Here is a 25984-nt window from a genome sequence, read left to right as displayed (position 1 = left end):
ATTTTATTTCGTTTTGTTTGTTGTGTTGGCTTAGGAGGCAATAGTCTGCCGCCTAACAAATATTAGTAAATGGATGAGATAAACTGCTGTAATCGTTCTGAATCCGGGTTTGTAAATAGCTTAGCTGGATTTCCCTGTTCTTCCACTAAGCCTTGATGTAAAAACATCACATGGTTTGATACGTCACGTGCAAACGCCATTTCGTGCGTGACCACCAGCATAGTTCGCCCTTCATCTGCCAAATCTCTCATTACCCCCAGAACTTCTCCTACAAGTTCTGGGTCAAGCGCAGAAGTTGGCTCGTCAAACAACATCACCTCAGGGTCAACTGCTAGCGCACGGGCAATAGCTGCACGTTGCTGCTGGCCGCCAGATAAGTGCCCAGGGTAATAATCTTTACGCTCATACAAGCCTACTTTCTTAAGCAAGACTTCTGCATTTTCAATCGCTTGAGCTTTTGGCACGCCTAAGACATGAACAGGCGCCTCAATCACGTTTTCTAGTACGGTTAGGTGAGACCAGAGGTTGAAACCTTGGAAAACCATTGCCAGGCGTGAACGAATACGTTGGACTTGCTTTTCATTAGCAGGAACAGATTCACCTGCTCTGTTGTTTTTCATTTGGATTAATTCACCATTTACCCAAATTTCGCCCGCGGTAGGCGTTTCTAGCAAGTTGATACATCTGAGAAAGGTACTCTTACCTGAGCCGGAAGAGCCAATGATGGAGATAACATCTCCTTTGTGCGCGGCAAGTGAAATGCCTTTTAAAACTTCATTTTGTCCAAATGTTTTGTGCAGGTCTTTTATATCTAGCGCTGGTACATCATTCATGCGCCCTACTCCCTGTGTTTTTGTCACTGCAATTAAGGGACTCCGCCCTCTCTAATTCGGAACAAATTAGCACCGCCCTTTGAAACTTGCAACAAATTATTAACCTAAATAATTCAAATAGAAAGATACGATAGACAAATTAATATGCAATATATAGCAACATATTCTTCAAAAGTTGAATATTAAATATAAAAAAGCCCCTTTCAAAGGGGCTTAATAAATTTACAAAAGTGTTAATTGAAACCTATTCGAGGTCGCAATGAATTAATTAAAACGACTGACTACCAACGAGTTTGAAGTACGTAATGTCACCTCATTTTCTAAGCCTTCTTTTTCAGAAGTAATGATGCCATCTAGGTCTTCATCTAGTTCAGGCTCTGACGCTTCACCATTGGAGAAGAAGCTCATGAAAACTTTAGAATCAATATTACTATCTTCATTCACTACTAAAGCAGTGCGATTAAAATCGTCCGAAGCTGAAACCTTCAAACCGTTAACGGCCGATGTTGGGAAGTTGTAGTAATGCAATTCAGGAACAACAACAGAATCACTATCACTTGTTGTGAAAATGCGATGTGTGACTCTGTAGTCGCCTGAAGTTGCAAAGTAAGCGACACGAGTAAAGCCTTCAGTAGACGATGTTAAGCCCATGTCCAGATCAATCACGGACTCTGCACTTCCTTGCGTTGATACACTTGGTTTTGTGTTCGGCAGGTTATCAATATTTAAGTAAGCACTCGGATCAACGTCAATATCCCACCCGTCAGAGATCGTTTCGTTAAGTAGAGACTCCCAACCATTAACTTGATTCTCTGAGAACGCCATGTATACCCAAGTTTCTTTATTCGTTGCACTAGGGCGATTATATTCAACGGCCGTTTTATCCAGCTTCAACGCGTCATATGCAAAGCCGTTAGTAACAAAGCCAATGTTGAGCGAGTCGTAAGTATAGTCAGAAGACGAATAAATGTTTGACGTATTATCCGCTCTAACTAAGGCTATCTCACCAGTTCCCCACGAACCAATACCATATTGGTAAAGCGCTTTGTCGCTTGAACCTGATTCATACTGAAACAATGCCGTTGGTTCACCTTTAAGCCCCATCAGTTCATCAGTAGGCAACATATCAGGGTTCGGAGACGTGAAAATATCGGTTTGCGAGACAAAGTTGTAATCTCCGCCACCTGATTCAGCATTTCGGTAATCTAAGTTAGTAAACTTATTGCTTGCTAAGTTACCGCCAGTAAAGCATTTGTTCAAAGAGTCTCGGTTTAGTGCAAAAGTAGCATTACGTAGTTTCTTATCTTCCAAGAACTCTTTTGAAAACGTGTTTACGCGAGCTTCTTTGCCGTTAAATTCTATTGCTTGAAACGTTATAAAGCCGCCGTCAGGGATATCTTCAAGATAAAACTTAAAGTTATCAGTGGTAGGTTTGATAATGTCTCCGGATCTTTTGCCATCTGCATCAGAGTAGTAACCGATAACATAGTTGGTCACTTGCTCTTTTGACGCTGCACTGTAGGTTAAAACCGTTTTATCGCCGTTCAGCTCAGTTTTGTGGTCATATACAGTACAACCTTTCGTAGTTGCTTCACTTTCAGTCATTGTTGCTGGTATAGCAAAATCAAAAGTAAACGCAGTTTTCGGCGCTGCACCACCGCCACCGCCGCCACCGCCGCCGCAACCGACCATTAACCCTGAGATGATTGCCACTAGTGGCAGTACTTTAAGCTGTTTCATGTCTTTTTCCTAAACTGAGCGGCAATGATTAGCCAAAAAATTGTCTTTGCTCTGTCCAAAGCAAGAATAAAGCCAGCTTTATATAATCATCGTGAATATTGACATTTAATCTGCATCTTGTGCAAAAGGACAAAAAGTTCTAATTTTATGCAACTTGTGTAATGAAATTACACAAGATCTCCGCATCTCATTCGCATGCCAGAAACTTTCTGTAGTTTTATTTCACAACCATTCTTAAAGTGATCTAAATCAATCACCCTAAATGGCTATCTTGCTAGACTCCTGCCAAAAGATGAGGCTTTTTTTTGTGCCTCAACACAATAAGTTATTAGCTATGCTTAGGCACAGTGTCGACGTGTAACAAATCTAATAATAGCTAGCATAAGCGTGCCGCAGGATGCGGACTAACACAATTGAATGAAGAATTCATAACTTTTAAATATATGAGGAATCTATGTCAGACGCAGTTAACAAAACGCACTCTGATTCAGATATCGAGACCAAGAGCTACCGTGAGCTTCATCGTCCAGCATCTGAGTTCGCAAGCCGTTCAGACTACCTAGACCACGAACTACAAATTATGAAGCCACGTCGTTTTGGCTTGAACTTGCCAGGTCGTGACTTCCGCTTTGAGCTTGAAGACCTTGTTCCAGCGCTTGCTGGTACTATCGGTATTATCGCAATGTACTCTGCGGTAATGATGTCTTGGGCTGAAGGTCTTACTGCAGCATGGGACCACGTAAACTTAGGCAAGGACTTTGCTATCGAAGTTGCGCGTGTAGAAATGCTCATCCCTGCACTTCTTTTCTGTGTACTTGCCTCTGGTTTTATTAACCCTAAAGCCAACCTAGCAGGCAACCACGGCCCAATGATCCCTCTTATTGGTACCATCGCTCTTGCTGGTGCTCACCCTCTTGCATTAGCAATTCTCATTGGTGTGTTTGGTTTGATTTTGAGCCTCTTAAAAGGTGGGTCAAAACTGGTTAACCTCACCTCTGAAGGTACGGCTGGTGGCCTTCTTATTTTCCTAGGTTTAACCGGAACCATGAGCCAAATTAACTCTATTCAAGCTTGGGCTGTTGGTTTGCAATCCGATACGGTTGCCGCTGGTAGCATGGGTTACATCGGTCTAATTGTTCTTGCGGTTACCATTGGCTTATACGCGTTCCTTGCTAAAGTGAACAAACGCTGGCTAGCGATCCCTGTTTGTGCCTTCACTGGGCTTGCAATCGCACTTGCTCTTGGCGCAGGCTTCGATATTAAATTCGTAACCGAGACAGGCCTTCCAAACCTAAATCCAATCTACTGGTGGGGTTCAACAGAAGAAGGTTGGATGCTTGGTCTTCCTAATATGGAACACTTCATCGCTTCTCTACCATTCGCCATTCTTGCGGTAGCAATGTGGTCACCTGACTTCTTGGGTCACCGTATCTTCCAAGAGATGAACTACCCACGTAAGAGTGAGAAAGTGCTGATGGACGTTGATGACACAATGACAATGTGTTCCGTTCGCCAAATGGTCGGTACTGCAGTGGGTGGTGGTAACATCACATCATCTTGGGGGACTTACATGATCCCTGCTGCAATCGCGAAACGCCCTATTCCTGCTGGTGCCATCTTACTAGGCTCTCTATGTATTATTGTTGCAATCCTTGGTTTTCCTATGGACGTTGCAGTATGGCCTCCAGTTATGCGCGTTGCTCTTCTCGTTGGTGTATCTCTACCACTGCTTGAAGCTGGCATGCAGATGGTGAAGGACTCGAAAGACTCACAAGCAGCAGGCATTTGTATCTTTGGTTCTGCCGTTGTTAACCCAGTTCTAGCTTGGGCACTAACTATGCTTTTAGATAACAACGGTTTAATTGGAGATAAAGAGCGCGCGTCTCGCCTATCATTTGTAGACAAGATTGTGATCCCAGTAAGCGTACTTGTTATCTGTTTAGTTGCTATGCTTGCAGTTGGTATGCTTGAAGGCCAGTATGGCATCCAAGCTTGGCTATAAGCTAGCAGTCCAGAAATTTGTGGGTAGCGCTCGTCGCTACCCCATTTTTATCGAGATTTTTGAGGATTTATTGATTTAGTTTAAGGTTTGCAAAAAAATTTTAGTTTAACCTCTAACTGTTGCTTAAAAAGAGAAACGTTAAAACTAGTGACAATATTTATAGTTTTGTAAATCGAATACGTAAATTTAAGACTATAAATATTGTTATTCATAAGAGTGTACTGTTCCCCTCTTTTATCTGGGGATAGCTGGCTCAACGGCGAAGCAGTACGTATTTTTTTCTACTAAAAAGGTAGGTATGTCATGGCAGAGCAATTTGCTAAAGCTTGGGAAGGTTTTGCTGCAGGCGACTGGCAAAACGAAGTAAACGTTCGTGATTTCATTCAGAAGAACTACACTCCGTACGAAGGCGACGAATCTTTCCTAGTTTCTGAAGGTACTGAAGCGACTAACAAGCTTTGGGCTAAGGTAATGGAAGGCATCAAACAAGAGAACGCGACTCACGCTCCTGTTGATTTTGATACTTCAGTTATCTCTACCATCACTGCTCACGATGCAGGCTACATCGAAAAAGACCTAGAAACTATCGTAGGTCTTCAAACTGACGCTCCTCTAAAACGTGCGATCATCCCTAACGGTGGTATCCGCATGGTTGAAGGTTCATGCAAAGCCTACGACCGCGAGCTAGACCCACAAGTTAAAAAAATCTACACAGAATACCGTAAAACTCACAACCAAGGCGTTTTCGATATCTACACTCCTCAAATCATGGCGTGTCGTAAATCTGGCGTACTGACTGGTCTTCCAGATGCATACGGTCGTGGTCGTATCATCGGTGACTACCGTCGTGTTGCTCTATACGGTATTGACTTCCTAATGAAGGATAAATTCGCGCAGTTCTCTTCTCTACAAGAGCGTTTTGAGAACGGCGAAGACCTACAAATGACAATGCAGCTTCGTGAAGAGATCGCAGAGCAACACCGTGCTCTAGGTCAAATCAAAGAAATGGCTGCAAAATACGATTGTGATATTTCTCGTCCTGCTGAAACTGCGCAAGAAGCTATTCAGTGGACTTACTTCGGTTACCTAGCTGCTGTTAAATCTCAAAACGGTGCGGCTATGTCTCTAGGTCGTACTTCTACGTTCCTAGACATCTTCATCGAACGTGATATCGCGGCTGGTAAGCTAACTGAAGAACAAGCTCAGGAAATGATCGACCACTTCGTAATGAAACTACGTATGGTTCGTTTCCTACGTACTCCTGAGTACGATGATCTATTCTCTGGCGACCCTATCTGGGCAACTGAGTCTATGGGTGGTATGGGTCTTGACGGTCGTACGCTAGTTACTCGTACAAACTTCCGTTTCCTAAACTCACTATACACTATGGGTCCTTCTCCAGAGCCAAACATCACTGTTCTTTGGTCTGAGCAACTACCTGAAGGCTTCAAGAAGTTCTGTGCGAAAGTATCTATCGATACTTCTTCTATTCAGTACGAAAATGACGACTTAATGCGTCCAGACATGAACTCTGACGACTACGCGATCGCATGTTGTGTATCTCCAATGGTTGTTGGTAAGCAAATGCAGTTCTTCGGTGCTCGTGCGAACCTTGCAAAAACAATGCTTTACACCATCAACGGTGGTGTGGATGAGAAGCTAAAAATCCAAGTTGGCCCGCAAATGCCTAAGATCGAAGGCGATGTTCTTAACTACGATGAACTGTGGGAGAAAATGGACCACTTCATGGATTGGCTAGCGAAACAATATGTGACTGCACTAAACGCTATCCACTTCATGCACGATAAGTACAGCTACGAAGCGGCACTAATGGCTCTACACGACCGTGACGTTAAACGTACTATGGCTTGTGGTATTGCTGGTCTATCTGTTGCAGCTGACTCACTATCTGCAATTAAATACGCAAAAGTTAAGCCAATTCGTGACGAAGACGGTCTAGCAATCGACTTCGAAATCGAAGGCGATTACCCTAAATTCGGTAACAACGACCCACGCGTTGATGACATTGCATGTGAACTTGTTTCTGTATTTATGGGCAAAATCCGTAAGCTTAAGACTTACCGTGACGCAATCCCTACTCAGTCAATTCTTACTATCACTTCAAACGTGGTTTACGGTAAGAAAACTGGTAACACGCCTGATGGTCGTCGTGCTGGTGCTCCATTTGCTCCAGGTGCAAACCCAATGCACGGTCGTGACGAGAAAGGTGCTGTAGCATCACTAACTTCAGTTGCTAAACTGCCGTTTGCTGACGCACAAGATGGTATCTCTTACACATTCTCTATCGTACCTAACGCACTAGGTAAAGATGAGGGCTCACAACGCGCTAACCTTGCTGGTCTGATGGATGGTTACTTCCACCACGAAGCGGGTATCGAAGGTGGTCAACACCTAAACGTGAACGTTCTTAACCGTGAAACTCTAGAAGACGCAGTTAAGCACCCAGAGAAATACCCTCAGCTAACAATCCGTGTATCTGGTTACGCTGTTCGCTTCAACTCTCTAACTGCAGAGCAACAAGCTGACGTAATCGCGCGTACATTCACTGAGTCTCTATAAGACTATAGCGAAATAACGTTCTAGTAATACAACAAAGGCTGATGCTAAGTAGCATCAGCCTTTTTTTATTTCTTGAATGAAAGTTGTGATATCGCGAAAGACTTTTGCCCGCATTCTTACGTATGATGCGAAAAAAGTTAGCAAATAAAGTCTATGAGATTTAGTAAATTAATTATTCTTACCCTTCTTTCTCCAGTTGCAATAGCATCCACTAAGTCTACGGTTTCTTTTACCATCGACAACGATGGTATTTTTGGCGTCGATCAAGACTATACGAATGGTGTTTTCCTTTCTTACGCGACAGGCCAACTGATACAAGAAAGCCAATGGAAATGGCTGAGTCTAGCTAACTCAGAGCACGCCAATATCGATAAAATAGAGTTGGTTCTTGGCCACAAAATGTGGACTCCAAGCGACATTGAAGCCGATTATCCACTAATCAATGATCGCCCATATGCTGGTTACCTACACACCGAAATCAACTACCTTTCCCTAACGAGTGACAAAGCTGTACGGTACAATTTCACCATAGGAGCTACGGGTGAAAGTTCGCTATCAGAAAAGGCGCAAGAAATCGTTCACGGCATAACAGGATCGACGGACCCTCAAGGTTGGGATTACCAGATTGAAGATAAAGTTGCGTTCAGCCTTGGTTACCGCGTATTTAACAAATTGATGCGCAGCGAAGAACAAAAAACACAATGGGAGATCACCAACATTAACGACATCAATGCGGGTAACTTCCGTAGTGATGTCTCTCAAGGCGTCATGTTTCGTTGGGGTACAAACCTAGCGAATAGCATCGGAGCCGCCAATATCAGTGTCGAAAGCCCTTTTTCAGCAAGTATGATCGCTCAGAGCACGTCGAGTTGGTTCTTGTTCACCGGGTTTGAAGGTCGTTACCGCTTTAATGACATGACTATCGAAGGAGATCGTCCTGGCATTCCTGAACCGTCAGCGCCATACGACGTCACACTGCAAAATTGGCAAGCAAGTGCCGTCGCGGGGGTATCTTGGTACAACCAAAATTACGGTGCAAGCATCACCTTTACGATTAAAACACCGGATTATGAAGAAGCCCAAACCGATGTTTATGGGACAGGCTCGTTCTCCGTGTTCGCCTTTTTCTAAAAACTGGATTATCCCAGCATCGAAGTCAATCTAGATACACGGCAAGTTCTCGGGGTAGGTATTAACCACCTCGTGTTCAAGCGTTTATGTAGATTGGCTCCATCTATTTTCTTTCTTCAAATAACCTTGCCTTTAGTACCGACAAAGCTGTTTTAACCCTGCTTTTTGTAATAAAATAACAGCTAGAATTTACTAGTAATGAGAGCAAAAGATGTCAACAGCTGGTCGTATTCACTCATTTGAGTCATGTGGTACCGTAGACGGACCTGGTATTCGATTTATCGTCTTCTTGCAAGGTTGTTTAATGCGCTGTAAGTATTGCCATAACCGCGATACTTGGGACACGCATGATGGCAAAGAAGTCACGGTTGAAGAAATCATTTCCGAAGCGAAAAGTTACCGCCACTTCATGAATGCATCAGGCGGTGGCGTTACTTGTTCTGGCGGCGAAGCGATGCTTCAACCGGAATTCGTACGTGATTTTTTCCGCGCTGCTAAAGCCGAAGGCATTCATACATGTCTAGATACTAACGGTTATGTTCGTAAGCACACTGATGTTATCGATGAAGTACTGGATGCAACAGACTTAGTCATGCTTGACATCAAACACATGAAAGACGAAGTGCACCAAGATCTCATCGGTGTATCCAACCGACGCACATTGGACTTTGCTCGTTACTTGCAAAAAATCGGAAAGAAAACATGGATTCGCTATGTCGTCGTGCCTGGTTACACAGATGACCCAGAAGCAGCACACATGCTTGGTGAATTTATTAAAGACATGGATAACATCGAAAAGGTCGAGTTACTTCCTTACCACAAATTAGGGGCTCATAAGTGGGAAGCGTTAGGCTTAGAATACCCACTCGAAGGCGTAAACCCGCCACCGAAAGAAACCATGGATGAAATTCAATCCATTCTTGCTCAATACAACGATAACGTAAAATACTAAGTGAACCGCAAGACTAACCTCTTTAAAATACCAGCTTATTGCTGGTATTTTTTTGATTATATCTAAGCCTTATCAGTGAGTTTCTCTGCGGTCATTTAGGTATAAAAAGAACGATAGAAATGATTGCGTCATGTTCGCATAGGAAGGAAGTAACATGGATTTGTTTAACTTAGGCTCTCTTGTTGTCTCAATTTGGATAGTAGTAGTCTACTGCCTACCAGATTGGAAAAAAGTCGTTTGGCCAAAACTGGAAAAAGAGAAAGGATTTCAGCACCTCGTTTTTGCAACGCTCTTCTTTTTCAGTATTTTATGGGCCGCTCAAGCAGGTGTAAAAGAAGGATTACAGATTCATTTTCTTGCACTAACAACGCTGACGATGATGTATAGTTGGCGCATGGCATTTCTACTCAGCATTCCCGCTATGTTGGTCAACCACCTACTACATGATGTGTCCTTGCTACTCTTACCCACGTCGTTAGTTCTATCTGCCCTAATTCCGATTTTCATTAGTTACTTAGTGTTTCTTCTGAGTTACCACTACTTGCCACGAAACATTTTTGTTTTCATCTTCGTTGCTGGATTTTTCAATGGCGCGATAACAGGAAGTCTGCACCTCATCATTAACTCTTTTTATCACCTATCAGTTGGTCACTACGATTGGGAAACCATTCAACATAACTACTTTGTTTTTGTGCCGTTGCTCGCCTTTCCAGAAGGTCTATTAAATGGTATGGCACTGGCGGTTTTAACCGTATTCAAGCCAGAGTGGCTGAGAGTATTTTCAGACCGAGACTACATATACAATCATTACCGTAAATAAGTGTTTTCAAACTGGTCAAAAGTGACAGTTCTTGCCATTTTTTAGTATTAAATATGTGTTGAGATCATGTTTCACTCATGTCTTAAGCGTTAACCTAAGCACATTAAAAATGTATTAGATATCTAGTGAGGTCACCATGGAAATGTCAAACGCTCAACGTTTGATTCTATCAAACCAATACAACCTTATGTCTCAACTTGATCCAAGTAATGCGGCCAAATACAAACGCTTACAAACGATCGTTGAACGTGGTTATGAACTACAAATGCGAGAGTTGAACAAAGATTTCGGCTGCCTCTCAGAAGCAGAATGTCGTGAGATCATCGACGTTATGGAGATGTATCATGCGATGCAAGAATCTTACAACATGCTAGACGATGAAGATCGCAGCAACGTGGATCAACGTCGCTTGAAGTTCTTGGGATTTGATATCGCTTCAGAAGCGCAACAAGTACATTACGTACGTTTTCTCATCGATTCTGAAGGTTTGTACCCTCAGTTTGACAAGGCAGATCATCACTTTAACAGCCAAATGCCGATGCTAGATAAATACCGCCGTATGCTGCAAACTTGGCGTAACTGCCCTCGTCAGTATCATTTATGTGAAAACGAACTAGCGCAAATCTTCAGCGCATAAAATGGTCATCTAAGAATGAGGAGAGCGCCCGCTCTCCTTGTTATTTACCCTGTCACAAACTTATCTAAGACTTTGCTCTCTTCCTACCTCTTTCACTTGCCTTGCTCAATGTAGAACAACGAATCACTGAGACTCTTCCGTCTTTGCCAAATATTTGATTTCTATTGCACCTATTCACGACATAAATTCGTCCTAAATAAAAGAGTGATTCAAATGTCACTTTTACAATAAATTCATAATTGTTAAGCAAAATTGCAAATCCCCGACTAGGCTTAAGTAGAGAAAGGCTGTGATTGAAAAATTCATATCCACCGCTCACCGTTGTAACGAAAAAACCGTCCATAAAGCAAAGTCTTTGGTGTCGCCAATCTTACATTCTGTACGAACCAAATGTGATAACAGGACGTATATTCAAACAACAACGAGCATAACTGTTGGTGGAAAGCCTGAATCAACGTTCGTCGGTAGACTGACTATTAAAGGGGAAAGCGACATGAGTATTTTCGACCACTATCAATCAAGATATGAAGCTGCAAAAGATGAAGAGATGTCGTTACAGGAGTTTTTAGCCCTGTGTAAAGATGACAAAAGCGCTTATGCTAATGCAGCAGAACGCCTACTGATGGCGATTGGTGAACCAGAGATAATCGATACGGCAAAAGATCCGAGACTAAGCCGAATCTTCTCGAATCGTGTTATCTCTCGTTATGAAACCTTTAAAGACTTTTATGGCATGGAAGATGCCATAGAACAAATTGTGTCTTACCTAAAACATGCGGCGCAAGGCCTAGAAGAGCGTAAGCAGATTCTTTACCTACTCGGCCCTGTCGGCGGTGGTAAGTCTTCGCTTGCAGAAAAGCTTAAGGCTCTGATGGAACAGATGCCTATTTATGTTCTTACTGCTAACGGCGAACGCAGCCCAGTGAATGACCATCCATTCTGCCTATTCAAAGCCACAGAAGATGGCGATATTTTGAAAAAAGAGTATGGCATCGAGCACCGTTATCTTCGCTCGATCATGTCTCCTTGGGCCGCTAAACGTCTTCACGAGTTTGGTGGTGATATCACCAAATTTAAAGTAGTGAAAGTACGCCCTTCTATCCTTGACCAAATCGGTATTGCCAAAACTGAACCAGGCGATGAAAACAACCAAGATATCTCATCATTGGTTGGTAAAGTCGATATTCGTAAGCTTGAACACTATTCGCAAGACGATCCAGACGCTTACAGCTACTCCGGTGCGCTGTGTAAAGCAAACCAAGGTTTAATGGAATTCGTTGAGATGTTCAAAGCACCAATCAAAGTGCTTCACCCGCTGCTAACAGCAACGCAAGAAGGCAACTTCAACGGTACAGAAGGCCTTTCTGCGATTCCATTCGACGGTATGATTCTGGCTCACTCAAACGAATCTGAGTGGCAGACCTTCCGTAACAACAAGAACAATGAAGCGTTCTTGGACCGTGTTTATATTGTGAAAGTACCTTACTGTCTACGTGTTTCAGAAGAAGTCAAAATCTACCAAAAACTTCTCGAAAACAGTGAGTTATCTCAAGCCCCTTGTTCACCAAGCACACTCGAGACTCTGGCACAATTCAGTATTCTTTCTCGACTTAAAGAGCCTGAGAACTCGTCCATCTTCTCTAAGATGCGCGTATACGACGGTGAAACGCTGAAAGATACGGATCCAAAGGCAAAAAGCTATCAAGAGTATCGTGATTATGCTGGTGTCGATGAAGGCATGAACGGTCTCTCAACACGTTTTGCCTTTAAGATTTTGTCACGCGTATTTAACTTCGACCAAACCGAAGTGGCAGCCAACCCTGTACATCTATTCTATGTGATTGAACAACAGGTTGAGCGCGAACAGTTCCCTGCTGAAACAGCAGAGAAATATCTCGAGTTCTTGAAAGGCTACCTAGTACCTCGATACGTTGAATTTATCGGTAAAGAGATTCAGACCGCTTATCTTGAGTCTTACTCTGAATACGGCCAAAACATCTTCGACCGATATGTCACCTATGCAGACTTCTGGATTCAAGACCAAGAGTACCGAGATCCAGAAACTGGTCAGCTATTTGATCGCTCTTCACTGAATGCTGAGCTAGAGAAGATCGAAAAAACAGCTGGTATTTCTAACCCGAAAGATTTCCGAAACGAAATCGTTAACTTTGTGCTTCGTGCGAAAGCGAATAACAATGGTCAAAACCCGGTTTGGACCAGCTACGAAAAACTGCGCACAGTAATCGAGAAGAAAATGTTCTCCAATACCGAAGAGCTACTTCCGGTTATCTCATTTAATGCGAAAACCTCTTCTGAAGATCAGAAGAAGCATGACGACTTTGTCGCTCGCATGATGGAAAAAGGCTATACCGAGAAACAGGTTCGCCTACTTTCTGAGTGGTACCTACGAGTACGTAAGTCATCCTAACCCAGTATTGAGTTAGGTCGCTTGTGAAACATGAAGAGGGCTATTTCATGGCGCAATTTATAGACCGAAGGCTCAATGGCAAGAACAAGAGCGCTGTTAATCGACAGCGCTTCTTGAAGCGCCACAAAGAGCAAATAAAAGAGTCGGTAGCAGACGCAGTGAATCGACGCTCGATTACGAATACGGAAACGGGCGAAGAGGTCTCTATCCCTCACAAAGACATCAATGAGCCTATATTTCATCAAGGCAAAGGTGGTGTTCGCGAACGAGTTCATCCCGGTAACGACCAATTCATTACTGGTGATAAAATTGAGCGTCCCAAAGGTGGCGGTCAGGGTAGCGGCTCTGGAGAAGGGAACGCCAGTCCAGATGGAGAAGGCCAAGACGAATTTGTATTCCAAATATCAAAAGATGAGTACCTCGATATTTTGTTCGAAGATCTCGAGCTGCCTAATCTAGAAAAAAACCAAATTGCCAAAATCACTGAATGGAAAACACACCGTGCAGGCTTTCAAACTGCCGGTATCCCTTCCAATATTGCCGTAGTACGTTCTCTGCAACAATCTCTTGCGCGCCGTACTGCAATGACTGCTGGTAAGAAACGACTTCTTAAAGAGTTAGAAGACGAGCTTGCTCGCATCAAAAATATTGAACCTGCTCAGCAGTTTGAAGAGAACCGCTTGAAGGCTGAAATTGAAGAACTGCGCAAGAAAATCGAAAGCGTGCCGTTCATCGATACCTTCGACTTACGCTTCAAGAACTATGAGAAACGCCCTGTACCATCGAGCCAAGCGGTCATGTTCTGTCTAATGGACGTATCCGGTTCTATGGATCAGGCAACGAAAGACATCGCAAAACGCTTCTATGTTCTTTTGTACTTGTTCTTAACTCGTACCTACGAGAATGTCGAAGTCGTCTTTATCCGCCACCATACCCAAGCGAAGGAAGTGGACGAGCACGAATTTTTCTACTCACAAGAAACCGGGGGTACCATTGTATCTAGCGCGCTCAAGTTAATGGATGAAATAGTAAAAGAGCGATACCCGATTGGTCAGTGGAACATATATGCAGCTCAAGCATCCGACGGTGACAACTGGGCAGATGATTCGCCAAGATGCCGGGATCTGTTAGTGAACAAATTACTTCCAAACTGTCAGTATTACTCTTACATAGAGATCACGCGGCGCTCGCACCAAACTCTATGGCATGAGTACGAAAAACTCACTGGAGAGTTTCCTAATTTCGCAATGAAAAACATTCGCTCTGTGGAGGATATTTTCCCAGTCTTTCGTGAACTATTCCAAAAAGAAACGGCGTAAGGAGGCTAGCGATGAATACCGCAACGAGAAACCTCTCAGGAGAGGCGCCTAAGAAGCGTAACAGTAAAGTGTTGCCAGATGGACCAGATTGGACATTTGAGCTGTTAGAGCGATACCACAAAGAAATTAAGCGTGTCGCGGAGCATTATCGCCTAGACACTTACCCTAACCAAATAGAAGTGATTACTTCAGAACAGATGATGGATGCCTACTCAAGTATCGGCATGCCAATCAATTACAACCACTGGTCATTTGGTAAAAAATTCATTCAAACAGAGCAGAACTATAAACATGGTCAAATGGGGTTAGCCTACGAGATTGTGATTAACTCCGACCCTTGTATTGCTTATTTGATGGAAGAAAATACGGTAACAATGCAAGCACTCGTGATAGCGCACGCGTGTTACGGCCATAACTCTTTTTTCAAAGGTAACTACCTATTCCAAACGTGGACTGACGCCAGTTCTATTATCGACTATCTGCTGTTCGCCAAAAAGTACTTAGCCGAATGTGAAGAACGATATGGCGTAAAAGAAGTGGAAAAGCTGCTCGACTCTTGTCACGCGTTAATGAACTTTGGTGTAGACCGCTACAAGCGTCCAGAGAAAATCTCAATTACAGAGGAAAAAGCAAGACAAGAAGAACGCGAAGCATACCTACAATCTCAAGTTAATGAGCTTTGGCGCACCGTACCGACAGCCAAGACGAAAGAGGAAGACATTAAAGAGCGATTCCCAAGCGAGCCTCAGGAAAACTTGCTCTACTTCTTCGAAAAACATGCGCCGTTGCTAGAGCCGTGGCAGCGTGAAGTTGTTCGGATCGTCCGTAAGATCAGTCAGTATTTTTATCCGCAAAAACAAACGCAAGTCATGAATGAAGGCTGGGCAACGTTCTGGCACTACACCATACTCAACCATCTTTATGATGAGGGCTTGGTGTCTGAAAAGTTCATTCTAGAGTTCTTACATAGCCACACCAGTGTCGTGGCTCAGCCGCCTTATAACAGTCCTTACTTTAATGGCATTAACCCCTACGCGTTAGGCTTTGCCATGTTCCGAGATATTAAGCGTATCTGTGAAGAACCAACTGATGAGGACAAAGAGTGGTTTCCAGACTTGGCAGGAACCGACTGGTTAGATGCAGTGCATTTCGCGATGCATAATTTCAAAGATGAAAGCTTTATTAGCCAATACCTTTCTCCGAAATTAATGCGTGATTTCAAGCTGTTTGCGATAAACGATGATGATCATAAGAACTTTATTGAAGTCGCTGCGATACACGATGAGATGGGTTATAAACGCATTAGAGAAACCTTAGCTGCTCAGTATAACTTATCTAATCTTGAGCCAAACATTCAGGTGTTTAATGTCGATGTCCGTGGTGATCGCTCACTTACGTTGCAGTACGTTCCTCACAACCGCATCCCACTTGATGATAGTTACGAAGAAGTTCTAAAGCACGTGTACCGATTATGGGGCTTTGATGTCATTCTCCAAGAAGTGAAAGACACCGGTCACCGAGAGGTGTTAGCAACCTGCCCTAAACGGAACCAATACGACACTAACATTTAACTAATACCTCGATACAAGTAAAACAAAAAGGCTCCTAATTCAGGAGCCTTGTTTATTCTTAAATCTATATGAGCATTTGTTACGCTTGCTTTGCAACAATCGCGCGCACGGCTTCTAGGTCTTCGGGCGTATCAACCCCTGCCGCTGGTGCTTCTTTCGCTACCGCCACATGAATTTTTTCACCGTACCAAAGCACTCGCAGTTGCTCAAGACACTCAATCTGCTCTAATGCACTTGGTGCCCAGTTGACATACGTATTAATGAAACCAGCTCGATAAGCATAAATACCAATATGACGCATTAATGGGTTGGCAATAGTTTTGTCTTGTTTAGCAAAGTTATCGCGATCCCAAGGGATGGTTGCTCGACTAAAGTACAACGCATAGCCTTGCTCATCTGCGACAACTTTAACAGCGTTCGGGTTGAACACTTCCTCTTCCGAGTCTATTTCTACAGCTAACGTCGCCATCGGGGCTTCACACCCAGATAAGTTATCAGCAACCTGACGAATGATGGACGGCGGAATCAAAGGCTCATCCCCTTGCACATTAACAATAATGTGGTCTGACGGAATAGCCATCTTTTCAACAACTTCGGCAAGACGCTCCGTACCTGATTCGTGGTGGGGAGAGGTCATACAAACTTTACCACCAAATGACGAAACCGCTTTCGCAACACGCTCGTCATCAGTTGCAACGATGACATCTTCCGCACCCGCTTGTAGCGCTTGTTCATAAACCCACTGAACCATAGGCTTACCACCAATATCCGCTAGCGGTTTACCAGGCAAACGGCTCGATGCGTAGCGCGAAGGGATGACAACCGTAAAAGACATTAGCGTCCCTCATCCATGCTCATAGTGCGAGCTTCAGGCTCTAGCAGAACTGGAATACCCTCTTTGATCGGGTAAGCAAGGCGATCCAATTTGCAGATCAACTCTTGATTATCTTTATCGTACGTCAGCTTACCTTTGCAAACAGGGCAAGCTACAATCTCAAGTAGACGGTGATCCATAAGCCGCTTTAACCTCTTTTATTCTATTTAAAATTTGCTCTGCATCGTTTGACTCAAACTGGGCAGATACAGGCAGATACCACCAATTATCTTGCGCATAATGGCTGCACTTGACGGCATCTTTCTCGGTCATAATCACATTGGTCCCTTGTTGAGCCAATGCTTCTAATTCTTGTTGATCAAAGTCTTGATGGTCAGCAAAACCTTTTGTGACTTTAACATTTGCGTTCATCGAGTTTAGTGTATGAAAAAAACGCGGAGGATGCCCAATGCCCGCAAATGCGACGAGATCTTTCAACTCCGAGACATCCACATGTTGCTTAGTCTTAAGATTAATAGCTTTAGAGGGTGCTAAAGCCATTGCGATTTCGCCCGTATGCGCTTGACCGCCATTGGTGATGATAAAGTCGACTTCTTTAAGTCGCTCAATACCTTCACGTAAAGGACCTAATGGAATCAGGCTTTCATTCCCAAACCGGCGATTCCCATCCACAATCACTAACTCAATATCACGGCCTAACGCATAATGTTGTAATCCATCATCCGTAATTATGATATCCACATCCAAATCTAGCAGTGCTTTCACTGCATTTGAACGCACAGGATCTACCGCAACAGGTGCTCCTGTACGGCGATGAATCAACTTAGGTTCATCGCCACAATGCTTCGCTGGCGTATCTTCTTTTAGCACTAACGGATAGGCAGGAGCCTTTGCCCCATAACCACGAGAAACAACCCCCGGCTTAAAGCCCATTTGCTGTAGTTGCTCAACAAGCCACACAACAACTGGTGTTTTACCATTGCCACCAGCAGTGATATTGCCAACCACAACAACAGGTATAGGCGCATTATAAGCTTGCTTGCGGCCAGTTTGGTATTGCTTTCGCTTTGACTTGCTTATCGCTCCAAATAATAAACTCAGTGGCCACAAAAGCGGCCACAAGAGATATTTTATTGGATGGCTTTCAAACCAGATTTTTTCAATCACCGCGCTTATTCACCAAACTGAATACGGTGCAATTGTGCATACGCACCATTTTTCTCAATAAGCTCAGCGTGGTTGCCACGTTCAATGATGGCACCATCATCAACCACAAGAATTTCATCGGCTTTCTCGATTGTGGATAAGCGGTGCGCTATTACAAGTACCGTTTTGTCTTTTTGCAGCTCATCAAGTGCAGCTTGAATAGCTCGCTCGGATTCGGTATCCAAAGCCGAAGTTGCCTCATCAAGAATCAGCACTGGAGCATCACGCAATAGAGCTCGCGCAATCGCAACACGTTGGCGTTGACCACCAGACAAGCTAGCACCATTTTCACCAATCATGGTATCAAGTCCATCATCCATTTTGCCGATGAACTCCATCGCATGCGCGAGTGTTGCCGCTTTCTCGATATCACTGCGCTCGTATTGACCATCCGTTGCGTACGCAATATTGTTTGCTATCGTGTCATTAAACAAATGAACATTTTGCGATACTAGTGCAAATTGCTGACGTAAATTCTTTAGCTCGTAATCACGAATATCATGCCCATCTAATGTGATAGATCCACTGTCAACATCATAGAAGCGGTTGAACAAGTTCGCGATGGTACTTTTACCTGAGCCAGAACGGCCAACTAGCGCCACCGTTTTTCCTCTTGGAATATCGAAGCTGACATTTTCCAATGCTGGTTTTTCTGCACCAGTGTAAGTAAAGCTTACGTTTTTAACTGAAACATCGCCATTTGCGCGTTCAACTGTCAACTTACCTTCGTTTTTCTCAGGCTCGAGGTCAATTAACGCGAAGAGCGTTTGGCTCGCGGCCATACCACGTTGGAACTGAGAAGTAACGTTAGTCAGCGCTTTAAGTGGGCGCATCAGACCAAACATTGCAGAGAAGACAACAGTAAATGTACCTGGAGTCAGTTGCTCTTTAATCGAATCAATACTTGCTAAATAAAGAACGGCAACAATTGCAAGTGATGCAATCATTTGGATGATAGGGTTAGCCGCCGCTTGAGCCGTCACCAACTTCATGCTTTGTTGACGCATTTGGTTGCTGACTTTTTCAAATCGTTTACGTTCGATGTCTTGGCCGCCATAGCTCAACACAACTTTATGGCCTTTCAGCATCTGCTCTGCTGATGCAGTTACGTTACCCATCATGGTCTGCATATTTTTGGATATTTTTCTAAAACGTTTAGAAACAACACCAATACCCCATGCCACAACGGGAGCAACAGCAAACAGCACTAGCGACAATTGCCAGCTGTTGTAAAACATCAAGACTAACAGACCAATGATACTTGCGCCTTCACGCACAATGCTCACCAACGCTTGGCTAGTTGCCGCTGATACTTGCTCTGAGTCGTAGGTTATACGCGACAATAAGTTGCCCGTCTTTTCCTTATCAAAGTATGACACTGGCATATGCATAAAGTGATTGAACACCATGCGACGGACTTGCATAACTACGTTGCCAGATACCCAACTCAAACAGTAGGTGGAGACAAATCCACTTATGCCACGGATAAACATCATGGCAAAAATAATCAATGGAAGCGTGCGTAAAAAATCAGACTCAGCGTTCCCAAAACCTTCATCGAGTAGCGGTTTTAGTAGGGAAATCATATAGGTATCTGATATAGCATTAATAACTAATGCAATGACTGCAACGACAAGACCTGACTTATAAAGGCGAATAAATTGCCATAGACGCTTAAACGTCTGCCAAGTCGTTTCATCAGTATTTATCGACATAGAAGTGCTTTATTTTCTTACATTAAGACTCTCATTCTACTCCCTTACGCAGCATCTGCCTATACCAAGGCTCAAATGTATCGCTACGTTTGGTTTCTGAGCGCCAATTATCACGGTGAATAAAGAAGCTTACCTGACCACCCTCACCAGTATCAAGCCAAGTAATGCCAAGTTTTCGGTATGAAGCAACGACATTTTCCGCTGGCATTCCCCATCGATTGTTTTTTGCTAAAGAAGCAACTGCCACACTCGGGCTCACCGCCTCAATAAATCGAGGATTCGATGAACTTTTACTCCCGTGGTGAGGGACTAGCATCACATCGCTTTGTAACTTTCCGGGTTCTCTAAGCAAAATCCACTCGCTAATGGCCTCAATATCACCAGTAAAAAGCATACTAAAGTTAGAAATAGGGTCAGTAAGTCGTAATACACAGGAGTGCGGATTATACGCACGTTGAACAAGTGCAGGAGGCCAGAGCACTTCCATGTTTAATCCTTGCCATTTCCATTGGTCGCCTCTAGTGCAAGGCTCATATTCGATAAAGAATTGACTACTAAGTTTACGCTGTGGAGAAAAGGCATCTTCAATGAAAAAGCGGCCGCCTGCGTGATCATTATCGGAATGGCTTAGAATCAGTGTATCTATGCTTTCATAACCTCGTTGATGCAAAACCGGAGTGACGACCTGCTCTGCGATACTGCCGCTTTGCCATGCTTTACCAGTGTCATACAGCAACACCTTGTCGTCTTTTTCTACAACCACTGCAAGGCCATGACCTACATCTAATACATCGATACGCCAATGCGGTTCATACTCCGCTGCAAACTTGATACTAATAACGATGCCGAGTAACAAATACCACGCGTACTGAGACATGAACCGTTGAAATATTAAGCAAACCACTATCACCATAACCAGCATTGTCATTTCCATGCTAATGGGTTGCCAAGAACCTACTGCGTACTGTATTGACGTGCTCAATGGCTGTAATGACCAGTCCACCAAATGCCACAGAGGCTTCGCTATCATTTCAAGAAACAAAGATGAGAACAGGGCTAGAAACATCAAAGGTACAACGATAAATCCGAACCAAGGAATAAATACCAAGTTGTAGGCTATTGAGGACAAACTAAAACCGGAGAAGAAATGGCCACTAACAGGTACGATTAAAGCGCTCAACATCAATTGAGTAAGCAATAACGCTTTTAATCGCGCTTTCCAACCTCCCCTTTGATGTCGAATCAAATTAATTGCGAACAATACCGCACAAACGGAGAGGTATGATAACCAAAAGCTCATACTGTCGGATGCAAAAGGTTGGACAAGCAGTTGTAGAGATACTGCAAGCAAAAGAACTCGCCAAGAAGTCCAGTGCACCAGAGTATACTTCAGGAGAACGTAAACAACGCATACCGACACTGCTCGCGTAGTAGGCAGAGAGAAATCCGCTAACCAAGCGTAGGCAACAGCGAAGATCAGCCCATATAAGCTAGGTAACAACTGGTATTGGGGTAATAGATAACGAACGGTACCGCCCACGACTAGCCCAAAAGTAAACGCCATACCAATATGTAAACCAGAAATGGAGACCAAATGCAGTAAACCACTGTCCCTGAGCGCTTGCCAATCTTCCTTAGACAACCAAGAACGGTCAGCAAAAACTAACGCACTTATTAACGAGAAATGATGAAGGGAAGACACATCATCAGCGACATCGGCAATAATGGATTGACGCAGAGATACATTAGAACGAACAATCCACTTAGCGTCTTTGTTAACAACCGCTCGGGCGATAGTATTTTTACCCATCGCGTGCTTTTCAGCATCAAAGCCAGCTTCGTTGCGTAGACCTGTAATCGGCTTTAACGAGATGGATGTCGTAAACTCACTGTTAACATCGAGTGGAAAAGGCGTAATAAGACGGATTTTAGGTTTAAGAAAAGGTAACAGAGTTTGAGAATTTACCGCTTCTATAGCGACAATACCTTCATAACCGTGACTTATTTGCGTAAAAGGGCTGTCAACTTTACCAATTATGGTAATATTCTCCCCTGCTTGAAAAAGGGCTTGTCTCTGAGACTCCAATACATTGCCGTGGACGATGACAACCATAAAGCCCGCAATTGCGCCTATGCTAATTAAGCCACGACGTAATTTGATTATTGAGCCAGTGGTTATTATTCCCAGCAGCAACCAACGCCAATCTGGTATTGTCGGCCACCAAGCCGACGAGATTACGCTCGCTACAAATAACGCCAAGGTCCAACTTTTTTCTGAGAGAGTCATGCTGTCCTATGCCTAGAAAGCTGATAAAACGCTTCATGCCAGATCATGAATTGATCAAACGCCAAAAAGCATTGAAGGTCTTCGGCAATGTGTTGTACAACCCGAACTTGTGGTGCTTAAACCGCCGCTCGGCATCAGGGGCTTTTGCTGTCGGGTTATTTATGGCTTTTGTTCCGCTGCCGAGCCAAATGATCATGGCCGCTGGTTTGGCCATTATGTTGGGTGTCAATCTGCCCCTCTCCGTCGCTTTGGTATGGATCAGCAATCCTATCACTATGCCTGTGCTATTTTACTTTGCGTACAAGCTAGGTGCTCTAGTGATGCGTCTTCCCCCGCAACCTTTTCACTTTGAACTATCGTGGGAATTCATCATGCAGCAAATGAGCACCATTGGACCTCCATTTCTATTGGGCTGCGCAATTTGTGGGGTTGTATCCGCGATTATTGGCTACTTCGGAATTCGAGGGCTTTGGCGCTACTCAGTAGTACGGAGCTGGCAAAAACGCAAAATAAGATAAGACCTTACTGCGTAAAAATCAGCATTTGAGCTATCAGTTGAGGGGCATCTAACAGTTAGAATGAAACGCGATGTTACTCAAGTCGGATAAATACAAAAAAGGACCGAATTCGGTCCTTTTTTTGTTTTTCGCATATTGTAAAACAATCAGCTATTTAGAACTCAGTACAGCCGCCGGATTCAACCTTGCGGCACGAGAAGCAGGATACCACGTCGCAAGTAAACTAAGCACTATCGCCGTCACTGACACCAATGCCACATCTGGCCAGTGTAGTTGTGATGGTAAGAAGTCGACGAAGTAAATATCACCCGATAAAAACTGATGACCAATTAAGCTCTCTAACCCTTTAATTAACGGAGTCAGATTTAACGCCACTAAGACACCGATAACACTGCCGACGAGACTGCCAAATACACCAGAGAATACACCTTGCCAAACAAAGATCCGTTTGATTAGGCTATCTTTTGCTCCCATTGTTCGCAAAATTGCGATTTCCGCCGCTCGGTCTTTCACTGCCATCATCAACGTAGACACAATATTAAAACATGCCACGCCAATCACCAGTACCATCACCAAGTACATAATGGTGCGCACGAGCTGAATATCGCGATACAAAAAACCAAACTTTTGCTGCCAGCTTTTCAAATACACATAAACATCAACCATGCTACCAACCTCGCGAACAATAGAAGGCGCATTGAGAACATCGTCAGTTTTTAGTGAAATGCCAGTGACCCCTTCCCCTAATCTCGCGTATTGCTGAGCATCCGCCAATGGTACTAACGCTAGAGAGTGGTCGATTTGGCCATTCAATGTTAAGAACCCTGACACTTTCACGCGCACTCGCTTAGGAGCCTGCACTTTATTTGCGCCGCCTGTTTGCGGAATCATCAACGTAACGTAATCCCCCACGGCGACATTTAGCTCGTTTGCTACACCTCGTCCTAAGATCACTTGCTGCTGACCGGCATAAAAGTTTTGCCAAGCTTCTTGGTCAATAAAATTCGATAAGCTCGACACCGCTTGCTCGAAAGTAGGCTCTACACCACGAACTTCTATCGCTTTTAGCTTACTGCCTTTTTCTGCCAAGCCCGTAAAACGAACGTACGGTGCTGCCGCAACAACATGTTCATGTTTTAGAGCTTGATTCATCGTTTTGGTGTAGTCATGAAGTGGTCCATTAACACCTTCTAACTCGCCGTGTGGGATCACAGACAACACACGCGATTGCAGCTCGCGCTCAAAGCCATTCATTGCAGACAAACCGATAATGATCACAGCAACGCCAACCGCAATACCAATGGTCGAAGAAAGCGATATGAAAGACACCATCTTGTTGCGCTTTTTCGCTCGACTGAAGCGACCACCAATCATCAAAGCTAAAGAGGTAAACAAAACTAGCCCTCCGCAGATGCTGTATCAGTCACAAAACGATCTACGAGCAAACCATCTTGCATGTGCATTTGACGATCCATTTTTGCTGCCAGCTCTTTGTCATGCGTGACAACCAAAAATGCAATGTTTGACTCTTTATTGAGCTCGCGCATCAAATCATAGATAGACAGTGCCGTATTGTGATCTAAGTTCCCCGTAGGTTCATCAGCCAAGACCAGATCAGGTTTATTCACCAACGCACGCGCAATCGCAACACGCTGACGCTCACCGCCCGATAACTCGGAGGGTCTATGTTGCATCCGATGACTCAAACCAACTTTATCTAACAGCGCTTTAGCCGCCTGTTTTGCATCCGCTACTTTAGCACCGCCAATCATCAGTGGCATCGCCACATTTTCAAGCGCAGTAAAGTCAGCCAATAAGTGATGAAACTGGTATACAAAACCAAGGTGCTTGTTGCGTAATGCCGCCTGTTTGTTCGAGCTCAAAGCTGATAGGTTTTGCCCTAGAAAATCAACTTCACCATGAGTTGCGTCATCTAACGCACCTAAAATATGCAATAAGGTACTTTTTCCCGAACCAGAAGAGCCAACAATAGAAACCAACTCCCCTTTGTCGATATCGAAACTTACGCCTTTCAACACTTCCGTATCTAACGAACCCTCTCGGTAGACTTTACGAATATCACGACATTCTAATAGCTTATTCATAGCGAAGTGCCTCAGCAGGTTTAACAGAAGATGCTCGATAAGAAGGATAAAGCGTAGCAGCAAGGCTAAGAGCAATCGCCAATACCACCACTAAAAGAATTTGCAGTGAATCAATCAAGATGGGTAGATGACCACCAAAGCTGAATAGCGCCACACCAGCAGATTCAAGAATCGCATTTAGATTAAGTGACAAGATCACGCCCGCAGCGCCACCAACAATCGCGCCAATTACACCACTGCTTGCACCTTGCACCATGAAAATGGTCATCACTTGAGATTGAGTCATGCCTTGAGTTTTCAATATTGCAACTTCTGATTGCTTCTCCATTACCACCATGATTAAAGCGGAGATAATATTGAATGCAGCGACACCCACAATTAGACCTAGCATAAGTCCCATCATGTTCTTTTCCATTTTCACCGCTTGGAAAAGCTCACCACGCTGTTCGCGCCAATCACTCCATTCCCATCCATCAGGCATGGGTTGGTCAGCAAAATCCGTTACCATAAATGGGTCAGAGAAAAAGACACGCCAACCAGAAACCGTGTCTTTAGGGAAACGCATCAGCTTAGATGCATCCGTCATGTTCACAATCATTAATTGACCATCAACGTCCGATCCCGTATTGAAAATGCCAGAGACAGTAAAGTTTCGCTGGCTAGGAATACGGCCAAGTGGGGTAAACTGCGTTGCGTTGGTCACCATCAAGCGCACTTTATCCCCGATTGAGACCTTTAGTGAACGCGCCAAACTGTGACCCAAAAATACATTGTAGTCACCTGCTTGAAGTGACGATAATCGTCCGGCAATCAAATGGTTGCTAATCGGATCGCCTTTCTTAGGTTCAATACCGATGAGGTAACCAGCCGTCAGCTGTGCAGAACTCTGAATAACAGCCTCTCCTCTAACGATAGGCTCCGGCTGAGATTCACTCGACATCGCTTGAACAAATGGAGGGGCAGACTCGGTCATAGGCGTTTTTCCATCGTGTTGCGAAACAACGGCATGAGGTAGCACACCTAAAATGCGTTCTTTTAACTGCGATTCAAACCCGTTCATCACAGAAAGAACCGTCACCAACGCCATTACACCGATCGTAATACCCGCCGTCGACATATAAGAAACAAACCGGCTGAACCTATCTCCAGAGCGTCCCCGAAGATACCTTAAGCCAATAAACAATGAGATAGGATGATACATATAAGACAAACCAACTGGTTGTTTTGATATAAAGCTTTAGCGGATTATCTTACCTTACTCTTCTCATTAAGAAGACAAGAGAATCGCTAAATTTGTCAACGACA

Annotated in this window: 20 protein-coding genes; 10 read left to right on the top strand and 10 right to left on the bottom strand. The window is 44.0% G+C overall.

What is annotated here, in order from left to right; all coding sequences use genetic code 11:
- Positions 1–62: 62 nt before the first annotated feature.
- Both R7P80_RS04030 and R7P80_RS04025 read right to left on the bottom strand, forming a co-directional pair.
- Positions 63–833, bottom strand: coding sequence for an ABC transporter ATP-binding protein (locus R7P80_RS04030; RefSeq protein ID WP_005378438.1), 771 nt, complete (start codon positions 831–833; stop codon positions 63–65).
- 264 nt (positions 834–1097) lie between these two features.
- Positions 1098–2573 carry a 54K polar flagellar sheath protein A gene (locus R7P80_RS04025; RefSeq protein WP_115385845.1) on the bottom strand — a complete coding sequence of 492 codons (1476 nt, stop codon included), beginning with the start codon at positions 2571–2573 and terminating at the stop codon, positions 1098–1100.
- Between the two features lie 454 nt (positions 2574–3027).
- Between R7P80_RS04025 and R7P80_RS04020 the strand changes: the two genes are divergently transcribed.
- The 9 genes from R7P80_RS04020 to R7P80_RS03980 all read left to right on the top strand — a co-directional run bounded on the left by R7P80_RS04020 (position 3028) and on the right by R7P80_RS03980 (position 16013).
- Positions 3028–4575 carry a DUF3360 family protein gene (locus tag R7P80_RS04020; RefSeq protein ID WP_005378441.1) on the top strand — a complete coding sequence of 516 codons (1548 nt, stop codon included), beginning with the start codon at positions 3028–3030 and terminating at the stop codon, positions 4573–4575.
- A gap of 303 nt (positions 4576–4878) precedes the next feature.
- On the top strand, positions 4879–7155 hold the full coding sequence (gene pflB / locus R7P80_RS04015; RefSeq protein WP_225491477.1) for a formate C-acetyltransferase: 2277 nt from the start codon (positions 4879–4881) through the stop codon (positions 7153–7155).
- A 153-nt stretch (positions 7156–7308) separates the two neighbouring features.
- Positions 7309–8286, top strand: a complete 978-nt coding sequence (locus R7P80_RS04010) for a lipid A deacylase LpxR family protein (RefSeq protein WP_213970504.1) — start codon at positions 7309–7311, stop codon at positions 8284–8286.
- A gap of 211 nt (positions 8287–8497) precedes the next feature.
- Positions 8498–9238, top strand: coding sequence for a pyruvate formate lyase 1-activating protein (gene pflA, locus R7P80_RS04005; RefSeq protein ID WP_005378444.1), 741 nt, complete (start codon positions 8498–8500; stop codon positions 9236–9238).
- Positions 9239–9392: 154 nt separating this feature from the next.
- Positions 9393–10058 carry an energy-coupling factor ABC transporter permease gene (locus R7P80_RS04000; RefSeq protein ID WP_203345772.1) on the top strand — a complete coding sequence of 222 codons (666 nt, stop codon included), beginning with the start codon at positions 9393–9395 and terminating at the stop codon, positions 10056–10058.
- Between the two features lie 136 nt (positions 10059–10194).
- Positions 10195–10695 (top strand): YfbU family protein, encoded by a 501-nt coding sequence (locus R7P80_RS03995; protein ID WP_005378446.1) that lies wholly within the window; start codon positions 10195–10197, stop codon positions 10693–10695.
- A gap of 493 nt (positions 10696–11188) precedes the next feature.
- Positions 11189–13123, top strand: a complete 1935-nt coding sequence (locus R7P80_RS03990; protein WP_005378447.1) for a PrkA family serine protein kinase — start codon at positions 11189–11191, stop codon at positions 13121–13123.
- Positions 13124–13170: 47 nt separating this feature from the next.
- The gene (locus R7P80_RS03985) at positions 13171–14442 is read left to right on the top strand and encodes a YeaH/YhbH family protein (protein WP_225491478.1); all 1272 of its coding nucleotides are present in this window, start codon (positions 13171–13173) and stop codon (positions 14440–14442) included.
- Positions 14443–14453: 11 nt separating this feature from the next.
- Positions 14454–16013, top strand: a complete 1560-nt coding sequence (locus tag R7P80_RS03980) for a SpoVR family protein (RefSeq protein ID WP_005378449.1) — start codon at positions 14454–14456, stop codon at positions 16011–16013.
- A 79-nt stretch (positions 16014–16092) separates the two neighbouring features.
- Here the strand turns inward: R7P80_RS03980 and kdsB are convergent, their stop codons facing one another.
- The 5 genes from kdsB to R7P80_RS03955 are packed head-to-tail and all read right to left on the bottom strand — an operon-like array spanning position 16093 to position 22056.
- Positions 16093–16848 (bottom strand): 3-deoxy-manno-octulosonate cytidylyltransferase, encoded by a 756-nt coding sequence (gene kdsB / locus R7P80_RS03975; protein ID WP_005378450.1) that lies wholly within the window; start codon positions 16846–16848, stop codon positions 16093–16095.
- On the bottom strand, positions 16848–17027 hold the full coding sequence (locus R7P80_RS03970; protein ID WP_005378451.1) for a Trm112 family protein: 180 nt from the start codon (positions 17025–17027) through the stop codon (positions 16848–16850). The genes kdsB and R7P80_RS03970 overlap by 1 nt, the downstream gene beginning before the upstream one ends.
- The gene (gene lpxK, locus R7P80_RS03965) at positions 17008–18015 is read right to left on the bottom strand and encodes a tetraacyldisaccharide 4'-kinase (protein ID WP_017634739.1); all 1008 of its coding nucleotides are present in this window, start codon (positions 18013–18015) and stop codon (positions 17008–17010) included. Before lpxK ends, R7P80_RS03970 begins: the two co-directional genes overlap by 20 nt.
- 5 nt (positions 18016–18020) lie before the next feature.
- Positions 18021–19769, bottom strand: coding sequence for a lipid A ABC transporter ATP-binding protein/permease MsbA (gene msbA / locus R7P80_RS03960; RefSeq protein WP_042522131.1), 1749 nt, complete (start codon positions 19767–19769; stop codon positions 18021–18023).
- 31 nt (positions 19770–19800) lie between these two features.
- Positions 19801–22056: a DNA internalization-related competence protein ComEC/Rec2 gene (locus R7P80_RS03955; RefSeq protein ID WP_225491479.1), complete on the bottom strand. Its 2256-nt coding sequence runs from the start codon at positions 22054–22056 to the stop codon at positions 19801–19803.
- Positions 22057–22064: 8 nt separating this feature from the next.
- Here R7P80_RS03955 and R7P80_RS03950 point away from each other — a divergent pair, with 8 nt between their 5' ends.
- A complete protein-coding gene (locus R7P80_RS03950; protein WP_005387834.1) occupies positions 22065–22574 on the top strand; it encodes a DUF2062 domain-containing protein in 510 nt (169 codons plus the stop codon).
- Positions 22575–22724: 150 nt separating this feature from the next.
- Here the strand turns inward: R7P80_RS03950 and lolE are convergent, their stop codons facing one another.
- Genes lolE through lolC form a run of 3 tightly spaced genes read right to left on the bottom strand, consistent with a single transcriptional unit; the run spans position 22725 to position 25880 of the window.
- On the bottom strand, positions 22725–23969 hold the full coding sequence (gene lolE / locus R7P80_RS03945; RefSeq protein ID WP_025766930.1) for a lipoprotein-releasing ABC transporter permease subunit LolE: 1245 nt from the start codon (positions 23967–23969) through the stop codon (positions 22725–22727).
- Positions 23970–23971: 2 nt separating this feature from the next.
- Positions 23972–24679, bottom strand: coding sequence for a lipoprotein-releasing ABC transporter ATP-binding protein LolD (lolD, locus tag R7P80_RS03940; protein ID WP_005378457.1), 708 nt, complete (start codon positions 24677–24679; stop codon positions 23972–23974).
- Positions 24672–25880 carry a lipoprotein-releasing ABC transporter permease subunit LolC gene (lolC, locus tag R7P80_RS03935; protein ID WP_031778997.1) on the bottom strand — a complete coding sequence of 403 codons (1209 nt, stop codon included), beginning with the start codon at positions 25878–25880 and terminating at the stop codon, positions 24672–24674. The genes lolD and lolC overlap by 8 nt, the downstream gene beginning before the upstream one ends.
- Positions 25881–25984 lie beyond the last annotated feature (104 nt).

Source organism: Vibrio sp. 2092, from assembly GCF_033339635.1.
Classification (GTDB): Bacteria; Pseudomonadota; Gammaproteobacteria; order Enterobacterales; family Vibrionaceae; genus Vibrio; species Vibrio alginolyticus.
This window is presented reverse-complemented; position numbering and strand designations above follow the sequence as displayed.

Excerpts from the sequence above, each read along its gene's own strand:
- pflA (WP_005378444.1), top strand. The coding sequence starts at position 8,498 with ATGTCAACAGCTGGTCGTATTCACTCATTTGAGTCATGTGGTACCGTA.
- pflB (WP_225491477.1), top strand. The coding sequence starts at position 4,879 with ATGGCAGAGCAATTTGCTAAAGCTTGGGAAGGTTTTGCTGCAGGCGAC.
- R7P80_RS04010 (WP_213970504.1), top strand. The coding sequence starts at position 7,309 with ATGAGATTTAGTAAATTAATTATTCTTACCCTTCTTTCTCCAGTTGCA.
- R7P80_RS04020 (WP_005378441.1), top strand. The coding sequence starts at position 3,028 with ATGTCAGACGCAGTTAACAAAACGCACTCTGATTCAGATATCGAGACC.
- R7P80_RS03970 (WP_005378451.1), bottom strand. The coding sequence starts at position 17,027 with ATGGATCACCGTCTACTTGAGATTGTAGCTTGCCCTGTTTGCAAAGGT.
- R7P80_RS03985 (WP_225491478.1), top strand. The coding sequence starts at position 13,171 with ATGGCGCAATTTATAGACCGAAGGCTCAATGGCAAGAACAAGAGCGCT.
- R7P80_RS04025 (WP_115385845.1), bottom strand. The coding sequence starts at position 2,573 with ATGAAACAGCTTAAAGTACTGCCACTAGTGGCAATCATCTCAGGGTTA.
- R7P80_RS03995 (WP_005378446.1), top strand. The coding sequence starts at position 10,195 with ATGGAAATGTCAAACGCTCAACGTTTGATTCTATCAAACCAATACAAC.
- lolC (WP_031778997.1), bottom strand. The coding sequence starts at position 25,880 with ATGTATCATCCTATCTCATTGTTTATTGGCTTAAGGTATCTTCGGGGA.
- msbA (WP_042522131.1), bottom strand. The coding sequence starts at position 19,769 with ATGTCGATAAATACTGATGAAACGACTTGGCAGACGTTTAAGCGTCTA.
- R7P80_RS04030 (WP_005378438.1), bottom strand. The coding sequence starts at position 833 with ATGAATGATGTACCAGCGCTAGATATAAAAGACCTGCACAAAACATTT.
- R7P80_RS04000 (WP_203345772.1), top strand. The coding sequence starts at position 9,393 with ATGGATTTGTTTAACTTAGGCTCTCTTGTTGTCTCAATTTGGATAGTA.
- R7P80_RS03980 (WP_005378449.1), top strand. The coding sequence starts at position 14,454 with ATGAATACCGCAACGAGAAACCTCTCAGGAGAGGCGCCTAAGAAGCGT.
- lolD (WP_005378457.1), bottom strand. The coding sequence starts at position 24,679 with ATGAATAAGCTATTAGAATGTCGTGATATTCGTAAAGTCTACCGAGAG.
- R7P80_RS03950 (WP_005387834.1), top strand. The coding sequence starts at position 22,065 with ATGCCTAGAAAGCTGATAAAACGCTTCATGCCAGATCATGAATTGATC.
- kdsB (WP_005378450.1), bottom strand. The coding sequence starts at position 16,848 with ATGTCTTTTACGGTTGTCATCCCTTCGCGCTACGCATCGAGCCGTTTG.
- R7P80_RS03955 (WP_225491479.1), bottom strand. The coding sequence starts at position 22,056 with ATGACTCTCTCAGAAAAAAGTTGGACCTTGGCGTTATTTGTAGCGAGC.
- R7P80_RS03990 (WP_005378447.1), top strand. The coding sequence starts at position 11,189 with ATGAGTATTTTCGACCACTATCAATCAAGATATGAAGCTGCAAAAGAT.